Origin of the sequence: Thermosynechococcus sp. M98_K2018_005, from assembly GCF_015295825.1 — a bacterium.
Taxonomy (GTDB): domain Bacteria; phylum Cyanobacteriota; class Cyanobacteriia; order Thermosynechococcales; family Thermosynechococcaceae; genus Thermosynechococcus.
On the sequence record NZ_DVEH01000027.1, the window covers coordinates 63,415 to 72,846 of the forward strand.

Annotated in this window: 8 protein-coding genes; 2 read left to right on the forward strand and 6 right to left on the reverse strand. The window is 53.3% G+C overall.

What is annotated here, in order from left to right; genetic code table 11:
* Positions 1-22 precede the first annotated feature (22 nt).
* Positions 23-1,504 (reverse strand): cobyric acid synthase, encoded by a 1,482-nt coding sequence (locus tag IGQ15_RS03645; protein ID WP_297048755.1) that lies wholly within the window; start codon positions 1,502-1,504, stop codon positions 23-25.
* A 14-nt stretch (positions 1,505-1,518) separates the two neighbouring features.
* A complete protein-coding gene (locus IGQ15_RS03650; protein ID WP_297048747.1) occupies positions 1,519-3,198 on the reverse strand; it encodes an alpha/beta hydrolase in 1,680 nt (559 codons plus the stop codon).
* 366 nt (positions 3,199-3,564) lie between these two features.
* On the opposite strand from IGQ15_RS03650, the gene IGQ15_RS03655 reads away from it, so the two are divergent.
* A complete protein-coding gene (locus IGQ15_RS03655) occupies positions 3,565-4,308 on the forward strand; it encodes a DUF928 domain-containing protein (RefSeq protein ID WP_297048748.1) in 744 nt (247 codons plus the stop codon).
* Here IGQ15_RS03655 and IGQ15_RS03660 read toward each other — a convergent pair.
* From IGQ15_RS03660 to IGQ15_RS03670, 3 genes are all read right to left on the reverse strand, one after another.
* Positions 4,305-5,144, reverse strand: a complete 840-nt coding sequence (locus tag IGQ15_RS03660) for a fatty acid desaturase (protein ID WP_297048749.1) — start codon at positions 5,142-5,144, stop codon at positions 4,305-4,307. The genes IGQ15_RS03655 and IGQ15_RS03660 overlap by 4 nt on opposite strands.
* Before the next feature lie 91 nt (positions 5,145-5,235).
* A complete protein-coding gene (gene hemN, locus IGQ15_RS03665; protein ID WP_297048750.1) occupies positions 5,236-6,618 on the reverse strand; it encodes an oxygen-independent coproporphyrinogen III oxidase in 1,383 nt (460 codons plus the stop codon).
* A 38-nt stretch (positions 6,619-6,656) separates the two neighbouring features.
* Entirely contained in the window at positions 6,657-7,388 is a 732-nt protein-coding gene (locus IGQ15_RS03670) for a biliverdin-producing heme oxygenase (RefSeq protein ID WP_297048751.1), read from the reverse strand.
* Between the two features lie 274 nt (positions 7,389-7,662).
* Here IGQ15_RS03670 and acsF point away from each other — a divergent pair, with 274 nt between their 5' ends.
* Positions 7,663-8,727: a magnesium-protoporphyrin IX monomethyl ester (oxidative) cyclase gene (acsF, locus tag IGQ15_RS03675; RefSeq protein WP_297048752.1), complete on the forward strand. Its 1,065-nt coding sequence runs from the start codon at positions 7,663-7,665 to the stop codon at positions 8,725-8,727.
* On the opposite strand, the gene IGQ15_RS03680 is transcribed toward acsF, so the two are convergent.
* Entirely contained in the window at positions 8,724-9,032 is a 309-nt protein-coding gene (locus IGQ15_RS03680) for a DUF3181 family protein (RefSeq protein ID WP_297048753.1), read from the reverse strand. The two genes, acsF and IGQ15_RS03680, sit on opposite strands and share 4 nt — an antisense overlap.
* Positions 9,033-9,432: the final 400 nt, after the last annotated feature.

Sequence of the window (9,432 nt, forward strand, 5' to 3'; positions counted from 1 at the left end):
CTAACAATTTGAAATTTTTACATCAACATAATTTACAAATGCCCTCTAGGTTCAGGTGAGCCATCACGGCTTCCGTGAGTTGATCCAGTGCGACAGACCGTTGCTCAGCGTAGTGGGGAATGGCTGTGGGTAGGGGGGGCAGTTGGCGGCGCGATCGCAACCTATTGAGCCAATAGCGGCGCCAAGCACCATTTTCCAATAGCCCATGCAGATAGGTGCCCCAAAGGGTGCCCGCTGCATTAACAAGGCCGAGTTCTGAGGCAGTAAAAAGGGGCTGCCAACCTTCGAGATCACCTGTGTATTCACTTTGGCCTTGGTGAATCTCATAGCCCACGATCGGCTCAGGACAGGGGAAATACAGCGATTGGGTTTGCTGTTGCTGAGTACATTTGCTTACCCCCAATTGCGTGTGCAGCGGCATGAGTCCCAGTCCTTCATAGGTGCCAGGGCAGCCCTCTAATCCCAGAGGATCACTGATGGTAGCACCCAAAATCTGCCAACCGCCGCAAATGCCGAGAATGGTTCCCCCTTGGGCAGCGTAGGCTTGGAGTTGCTTTGCCATTCCCGTTTCCTGTAGGACGTGGAGATCGGCAATCGTCGTTTTCGTCCCCGGCAGGATCACGGCATCGGGTTGCCCCAAGGGACGATGGGGGGCCAGAAACTCAAGGGAGACACTGGGTTCCGCCAGCAGGGGATCCACATCGGTGAAGTTGGCAATACGCGGTAGTCGAATGACTGTAATTTTCAAGTCTGCTCCTTGGCGTTGGGGACGCGGGTCCCATAGATCAAGGGAATCTTCGGCAGCATAGTGGCGCTCCAGCCATGGAATCACCCCTAAAACCGGTACCCCCGTGGTCTCCTCTAGCCATTGCACACCACTGTCAAGGAGCGATCGCTGGCCGCGAAATTTATTAATCACAATCCCCTGAATGAGCGATCGCTCAGCGGGGTCAAGAAGCATCAATGTCCCGACAATGTGGGCAAACACCCCGCCCCGATCAATATCCGCCACAAGAATCGTCGGTGCTCCAAGATAGGTGGCCACCCGCATATTCGTGAGATCGCGGTGCTTGAGATTGATTTCTGCCGGTGACCCTGCGCCTTCACACACAATCCAATCAAACCGTTGTTGGAGATCCGCCAAGGCCTCGGTAATTGCCTGCCAACCCCGCTCAAAATAGTCCCGATAGTAGTCTGCCGCTTGGGTGACCCCCGCCACTTGTCCCTTGAGAATCACTTGAGAGGTCATGTTGCCTTGGGGCTTGAGGAGAATTGGATTCATTGCCACTTCAGGTTCTATCCCTGCCGCCCAGGCCTGCATTGCTTGGGCATAGCCAATTTCGCCGCCCTCACGGGTGACGTAGGCATTCAAAGCCATATTCTGTCCCTTAAAGGGGGTGACACGGTAGCCCTGCTGCGCCAGCCAACGACAAATCACCGCTGTGAGGAGCGATTTACCCGCATGGGACGTGGTTCCCACTACCATCAGGGATTTAGCATTCATGGTCGAGTTGATCATTACTTCACTGCCTGCGGTACCCTTTCCAACAGTTCTGGGGCGAGGGATTGGGTCAGGTTCAGGCCATGGGTGGGCGAACTCAACGCCATTGCTGCGGCCGGTGTCAGCCATTGCCGCGCCTGTTCATCCCCTAGAAGGTGCAAGCGTAAAAAGGCCAAGCTCAATCCTTGCAAATAAGTGCGCGATCGCGGGGGCATGGCACCGACGAGTGCCTTTGGCACAGGCAAGACAGCTTCATTTTGACCAGCCTCACCAATTGTCGAAAAATGGGTCGCATTGTCCATCAAGACAAGGTAGCGATCAGGCGTCGTCAGCCACGTAAAGGGATAAATTTGCTCCTCGACCGCTGGGGCGATCGTATCGTTACTGGCAGCCACAAACATAACGGGGGTTTTCAACTGACTCAAGGATTCAGGACTAAAGACCGCACTGGTAATCGGGTTAACAGCAATGACCGCTTGCACACGGGGATCCTGTAGGGAATAGACCTTTGGTGGTAACGCTTGCGCTTGGCATTGGAGCAGCAGTGACACATTAAACGAGTCGAGGACACTTCTTGTGCAATGTCGCCGCAGTTGTTGAAAATCCAACGGTGCCCCCGCGAGGGCTAGAGCCGTGTAGCCGCCAAAGGACTGACCAATCATTGCCACCCGCTCCAAGTTTAGCCGCCCTGCCCAAGGGTAGAGTTGCTCAGGAAATGCGCTCAAACGATTGAGGACAAACGTGACATCGAGGGGGCGATCCAAAAATTCTTGAGCTGCCATCCTTGGACTGACATAGCCCATGGGAAAGGACAGTACCTGCCGAGTCGAGCTACCAACGTGTTCAAGGGCAATCACTGCAAAACCGTGGGAGGCCAGATGTTGACACAAATAGCGATAGCTGTAGCGGCTTGCCCCCAGTCCATGGGAAACAATGACCACTGGAACCCGCTGTCCTGCAGGCACGATGGGTAGATAGAGATCCGCTTCAATGGGGCGGGAATGTCCCGTCAACTGTAACCGCCGAGGCGATTCATCCACCGCTGTCCAAGACATCTCTAGCCACCGCCAAAGCCCCGGTTGGAGCAGTGATTGCACACCTCCAGGGATAGATTCTGTCTGATTTGCGATCGCCTGTTGACGGACAACATCCAGAATTGTCTCTGTTTCGCGGATTGTATGCTGGAAGTTTTGGAGAATTGCGAGTCCTTCCTTAAGATCAAAGCGAATACTGGGTGAGGGGTAGTGGCGCATCACACTCAACGCAGTGAGACCCTTGGGATCAGTGGCAGCGAGAATCAGGGCCCCTCGCAGGGCAAGGGCATTTGCTTGGCGACTTTGGGTTTTAAGCAGCCGACTCGCCTGCACCATTAATTCTTGCCCGAGGGGGGAGTACAACAGTTGGGCAACAGCGACAGGGGAGAGTCGCAGTCGTTCTTGCAACGCCAATCGCAATTGCTGCCGGTGGGCAGGTGGCAATAATCGTAGGTAGCTAGTGAGTTCTAGGGAAGCTTGGCCAGTGGCGGCAAAGCGTTCTAAATCGGCAATGGAGAGCGATCGCTCGAAGGGGCCATAGCGAAAAATAATCCGTTCTGCTGCGGTTGCCGACAGCCCCCCTGATCCCACCAAAAAGACGCTGAGACCCGCCACGACACTGAGGGGGGGCAAGAGAAACCACTTAAGGGAGAGAGTGTTCACAGCGAGGAGTCACGCAATACCACTAAATCAAAAAACTTAGAAAATCTAGTGGGAACAGCGCTCAGCATTTTATAGGTACTTTCCAGTATAGAGATAGCTCTTTGCTCATATGCCTGCTGCTGAAATCATGTCCGCACCACTTTGGAACTGCCAAGGCGCTGTCCTCGTCCTAAAGGCTACTCAGGTTGTGAGCCAGCGCAATACCAGTACGTGATGAACATCATCACCATTTCGTTGGCGCTATCACCCCGCAGCCCACACCCAACTCCTATGGTAGTAGTGTGGCAGGTAGGGAAATGACCAAAGATGAACGACTAAGACCCCCTAACACTTCCCGCTACCGCTTTTCAGTAAGGATATTGACCTATGAAACCCCCTATTTTCACGTCACTGCGATATTTCGTTCCTTGGAGCTTGGCCGTACTCATCCTCAATGCGGGTCTCAGTTGGGCGGGATTTACGCCCCCCAAAAACCTATCCCGTCCAGGGAATCGTGAGGGGGTGGCCACCCGTGGTGTCTGTAAAGTACAAACCGCAGCGAATGAGCCTGATTTAACGACACTGGTGCCAGCAAGTAACATTGGTTTGACGGCAGCCAATCGCCCCACGTTTTACTGGTATTTACCCGCCAATAATTACCAAGCTCTAGAGTTTGCCCTCTTTCAAAACCTTGCCGATGGGACGCAGGTGCAAATTTACAAGCGGCAGTTTCCGATGGCGAATCGCCCGCGCCTAGACAGTATTACGTTGGCGGGTGACGTGCCGCCCCTACGGGAAGGGGTGGATTACCGCTGGACTGTCAGTCTCATCTGTAACCCCAGTGACCCTGATCCCTCACAAATTCGCTTTGTCGAAGGCTGGGTACAACGGGTTGCTCTACCAGAGGCACTGGAAAAACAACTCCGCCAAGCTAGCCCCCTGCAACGGTATGATCTACTGGCTAGCAACGGTCTTTGGTATGATGCCCTCGATGGATTGGTCAAACTGCGGCAGGCGCAGCCGAATGACACCAAAATTAAGACTCTCTGGACAGAGTTAATGACCACCGAGGGCGTTGATCTCCATCGGCTGAGCAATCTGGCGATCGCCCAACGTAGCCGAGGCAATTAGGACAATGCCGTAGGCGGGGGCAACTGTACCTTAGAAGCTAGACCCAGTCCTTGGAGCGTGCGAATCACCCACCATGTGGGATCCACTTCCCACCAGTACCAGCCGGCTTTGGCGACGTGGGGATAGGCATGGTGGTTGTTGTGCCAACCTTCGCCATAGGTAAGCAGCGCAGCCCACCAGAGATTGCGGGAGTTATCCGGTGTGTCGAAGCGGCGGTAGCCCCATTTGTGGGTCACGGAGTTGATAAACCAAGTGCTGTGCCAGAGGAAGACCGCCCGCACAAACATCCCCCACAGCAGCCACGACCAACCCCCTAGGCCATAGAGCAGCAAAGCAACGGGCACTTGCAGCAGCAAAAAGTAGCGATCGAGCCAGCGGTAAAAGGCATCTCGGGTCAAATCCGGGGCAAAGCGAGCATACTCCTCAGCATCAAAAAATTGGCGATGGGGATAGACCAACCAGAGCATATGGCTCCACCAAAAGCCCCGCCGCGCTGAGTAGGGATCTTTGACTTCATCTTCGGTGTGAGCATGGTGCAAGCGGTGACCGGCAACCCAAAAAATGGGACCTCCCTGCATGGCCAAGGCACCCAGAACAGCAATGATGTACTCCAACCACCGGGGCACTTGAAAACTGCGGTGACTCAAGAGGCGATGGTATCCCAAGCAAATGCCGATACTGCCAAAGAGCCAGTGGAGAAAGACGGTGACAGCCAAGGCAGACCAAGAGAAAAAGAAGAAAGCAACCCCGGCCAAGATATGGACAGCTGCGAGAAAGAGGACAAAACCCCAATTGAGGTGGGCAGTCGGCGGTTGCACTTCCAAGGATGATGACATAGGCACTCCTCAAACACCGTTTATGAGTTTAGACGCGAGTTTAGATTTCGGGATTCTGGATCACCCCGAACATGGGAGAGGTAATGTGGGACTAAATAGCCTTAGAAAATGTCCTACCAGATTTTTGTTGCAGGTAGGTATCAAAGACGGCAGCCACATTGCGGATGAGGAGTCGGCCTACGGGGGTGACCTCTAAGCGATCGCGCCCCAAGTGAATGAGGCCATCGGCCGCCAATTCCCGCAGCGCGGCTAACTCGCGGGCAAAGTGGGTATCAAAATCGAGATTGAACTGGCGGGCGATCGCCGCTTTGTCGAGGGTAAATTGGCACATTAGTTCCATGATGATTGTGCGGCGCAGCAAATCCTCACGGTGCAGTTGAATGCCGCGTTCTGTGGCCAGTTGACCCGCCGCAACCTCACTAAAGTAGGTGGCCAAGTGTTTCTGATTTTGGGCATAGGCCTCCTGCAACATACTGATCGAGGTGAGGCCAAAGCCAATTAAATCTGCGGTGGGTAGTGTTGTATAGCCCTGAAAGTTGCGCTTCAGCGTCCCCGCCTCTTGGGCGATCGCCAACTCATCGGTGGGCTTGGCAAAGTGATCCATGCCGATGTACTGATAGCCCTGACGGGTCAGCGTTTCAATCACCCGCTGCAAAATGGCTAACTTGGTCGTGCCATCGGGGAGCGTTGTCGGGTCAATGCGTTTTTGAATCGGTTTGAGATTGGGCAAATAGGCAAAGTTAAAGACAGCAATGCGATCGGGGTCAAGGCGCAGCGTTTTGGCAATTGTGGCTTCAAAGGATTCGACAGTTTGATAGGGCAGGCCATAGATAAGGTCAATGTTGACACTCTCAAACTCGGCCGCGCGGATCCAATCCATCACTTGAAAGAGCCATGCTTCAGGCTGTACGCGATTCACCGCTAGTTGCACTTGGGGATCAAAGTCCTGAAGGCCGAAGCTGATGCGATTGAAGCCCAGATCCCGCAGCCGACAGAGGTACTCACGGCTGATGTAGCGGGGATTGACTTCAATAGAAATTTCCGCATCGTTGGCAAATTCAAAGTGGTGAGTGAGCGTCTGCCACAGTGATTCCACTTGCTCAATGGTGAGGTAGTTGGGGGTACCGCCGCCCCAATGCATTTGAATCACAGGACGAGTGCGATCCAGCCGTGCCGCCACTTGGGCAATTTCCTCCGCCAAGGCATCCAAGTAGGTTTTGGCAATCGTTTGGCTTTGGGTGACGATGACGTTGCAACCGCAAAAATAGCAGGCGCTCTGGCAAAAGGGAATATGCACGTAGAGGGAGAGGGGCAAATGCTCTTCGTTACTCCGCAGGAGTTCCCGCTGGAAACAGTGGCTATCAAAGTCGGCAGTAAACTCGGCAGCCGTGGGGTAACTGGTATAGCGGGGCAAGGGGCGATCGTATTTTTGCAGCAGTGCCCCATCAAACTGGATTGGCTGAACCACACTCATGGATGTTTGCAAGCTCCTAACAAGATCAACAGTGGGCCCTAAACGGCAACGGCTTCAGGACGGGGGTGCTCCCGCCGACGGGGCTGATTCTCGATCACCACGGACTGCCACATCTGATCGCCAATGGTGGCTTTTAACTCCGACTCAAGGGCGTGCATCAGGTTGCAGTTGAGGGCAAAGGCAAAGTTAGCTTCCTTGACAATGCGGGCGATCGCGTCTTCGTCGAGGCCAAGACTATCCAAGGTTTCGCGATACCGCTGCTTAAAGGCTTTCTTGTCTTCCGGGGTCGGCAGTGCTGGAAACTCATAAAAGGCGGTGCCTTTGCCTTCGGGGAGCGCTAACTGGGAACGGACAATTTTGCTCAGGGCTTGTCCCCCGGACAGATCCCCCATATAGCGGGTGTAGGAATGGGCAATGAGCAACAGAGGATCACTTTGGGCGAGGTCATGAATACGACTGAGGTAAACGCGAGTGGCTGTAAGGGGGGTAATCTGATCGCGCCAATTGTCGCCGTAGTAGAAGGCTAAGTCTTCGGCCAGTTGGTCACTGCGGTTGAGTTCGGGAAAGTACATCGCCCGCAGGCGATCGCCCGCAGCACTGGCTAAGGCCGCTTCGAGAGTAGTGTAAACAAAGTAGAGATTGGCCAAGAACTGGCGGAAGAGGCTTGGGGTAATCAACCCGCGTACAAAACATTTCATGAAGGCGGTGTGTTCGGCCAAGGTGTGAGCCTCAGCAGTTCCTTCCCGCAGCGCAAGGGAGAGCACTGTCATATCCTGTAACTCCTGAAATCGGCTTTTAACATTTTTTTTTGAGACAAAGTCTTCTGCCAACGGAGAATGGCCGTGGGCTGAATAGGGGCAGAACGGCAGACTACAGGCGAGTATTACTTTTTGACCATATGGCTGTCAAGCGAAACTTCAAAAAACATTACAAAACTGCTTACTTTTGCAAAATCGTCAAGGCGGTTATTGACCGTCCTCAGGGATATAGTATAGTAAAACGGTATGACTTGCATAGGTTTAGTTCTATAGGAGTGAAAGGCTTATGGTGGCGATCGCCCCCAATTCTGATTCAGGCCAGAGCGTTAAAACCATTCGCGAAAACCTTTTAACCCCCCGTTTTTACACAACAGATTTTGAACACGCAGCAAAACTGGACCTCAGTCGCCAGCAGGAACAACTGGAAGCAATGTTGGCGGAAATGCGGGCAGACTACAACCGCCATCACTTTGTCCGTGATGACTCCTTCAAAGGCACATGGGACACCTTGGATGCAGAGAGCCGCAAAGCCTTTATTGACTACCTTGAGCGCTCCTGTGTCTCTGAGTTTTCAGGGTTTTTGCTCTTTAAGGAACTCTCGCGCAAGCTCAAGAATCGCAACCCCCTCTTGGCGGAAATCTTTCACCTGATGGCACGGGATGAGGCGCGGCACGCAGGGTTTCTCAACAAGGCAATGATGGATTTTGGCCATGCCATGGACTTAGGCTATCTCTCCAAGGCGCGCACCTACACGTTTTTCCCCCTGCCGTGGGTACTCTACACCGTCTATCTATCGGAGAAAATCGGCTACTGGCGTTACATCATCATCTACCGTCACCTAGAAAAGCACCCCGAACATTCCTTCTATCCCCTCTTTAACTACTTTGAAAGTTGGTGCCAAGACGAAAACCGCCACGGCGATATTTTTAAAGCCTTGATCCACTCCCAACCTCAATTGATTCAGGGCTGGGGCGCCAAACTATGGATGCGCTTCTTCCTGCTGGCGGTGTTTGCTACCCATACGCTGACGGTGCATGAGCGTGCCAAATTCTATGAAGCCCTTGGCCTCGATGCTACGGAGTTCGATCGCGAGGTGATTGCGAAAACGAATGAAACAGCGGCGCGCACCTTCTCTGTGGTGCTCAATGTCGATCACCCTGAGTTTTATCCGCGTCTGCAACGCTGTGTTGAAATCAGCGAGAAACTCCAAGCCATTGAAGCCAGCAATCAACCGAAGTGGCTGAAGGCCTTGCGGAAACTTCCTCACCAGTTGGCGATCGCAGGTCATCTCCTGCGCATTTATCTGTTGACCCCCGTCAATGCCCAACAGGAATGGGGCACTGTGCACTAGGGCTGAAGCTCCTCTTGGCGAAAACGGTTGAGCAGTTCTACCAGCAGCTCTTGGTTGGCCTTGGGAATCAGGCGATCGAGGGAAAGGAGTTGCTGACCCCCGCCAAGGGGAACTGAAATCTCCTGCAAGACGCTAATGACCTGCCCTGAATTAATCTCCCCCTGTTCCAAGAGGGGCAAAAAGGCCTCAGCAAGGGGGGTTGCCAGCTTTGCATCACCAAGATATAGGTGCCATTTAGCGACATCCATATAAATATCACGGCCAATTTCCGCCGCAAGGCGTTCAATTAAGGGGGTACGACTCATCTAGGTCACCGATGTTTGATTCACTATATTTGTAGCAGTCGGTGGCGCGATCGCGAGAACCTTCCAAAACCCATCTGGAACACTGCGAGGGTACTACCGCTATGATTGCTCATCTCCCTTGATTGAGGGGGAATACCCAGCAGGCCGATTATTAAATTTTTATTGCAGATTCAACTTTCTTACGGTACAGTGTCAACACTTTTGATCTCTATTCTAGCCATCAGTATTCCCCGACCACTGATGATTCCCCCAAGGCATTGAGCCGCGTGAGACGCTAGTAAAAGACTTGCGCCAAAATATCATTCATTTGCTGAAACAGGCCCTTGACAGCTAGAACTCGCCGCCATAAAACAACAGGCACAGAATTTTCAGGCAAACTAGCCATTCGGCAAGCCCTCAC

Coding starts and splice junctions, on each gene's coding strand:
- IGQ15_RS03645 (WP_297048755.1), bottom strand. CDS start 1,504: ATGAATGCTAAATCCCTGATGGTAGTGGGAACCACGTCCCATGCGGGT.
- IGQ15_RS03655 (WP_297048748.1), top strand. CDS start 3,565: ATGAAACCCCCTATTTTCACGTCACTGCGATATTTCGTTCCTTGGAGC.
- IGQ15_RS03660 (WP_297048749.1), bottom strand. CDS start 5,144: ATGTCATCATCCTTGGAAGTGCAACCGCCGACTGCCCACCTCAATTGG.
- hemN (WP_297048750.1), bottom strand. CDS start 6,618: ATGAGTGTGGTTCAGCCAATCCAGTTTGATGGGGCACTGCTGCAAAAA.
- IGQ15_RS03670 (WP_297048751.1), bottom strand. CDS start 7,388: ATGACAGTGCTCTCCCTTGCGCTGCGGGAAGGAACTGCTGAGGCTCAC.
- acsF (WP_297048752.1), top strand. CDS start 7,663: ATGGTGGCGATCGCCCCCAATTCTGATTCAGGCCAGAGCGTTAAAACC.
- IGQ15_RS03680 (WP_297048753.1), bottom strand. CDS start 9,032: ATGAGTCGTACCCCCTTAATTGAACGCCTTGCGGCGGAAATTGGCCGT.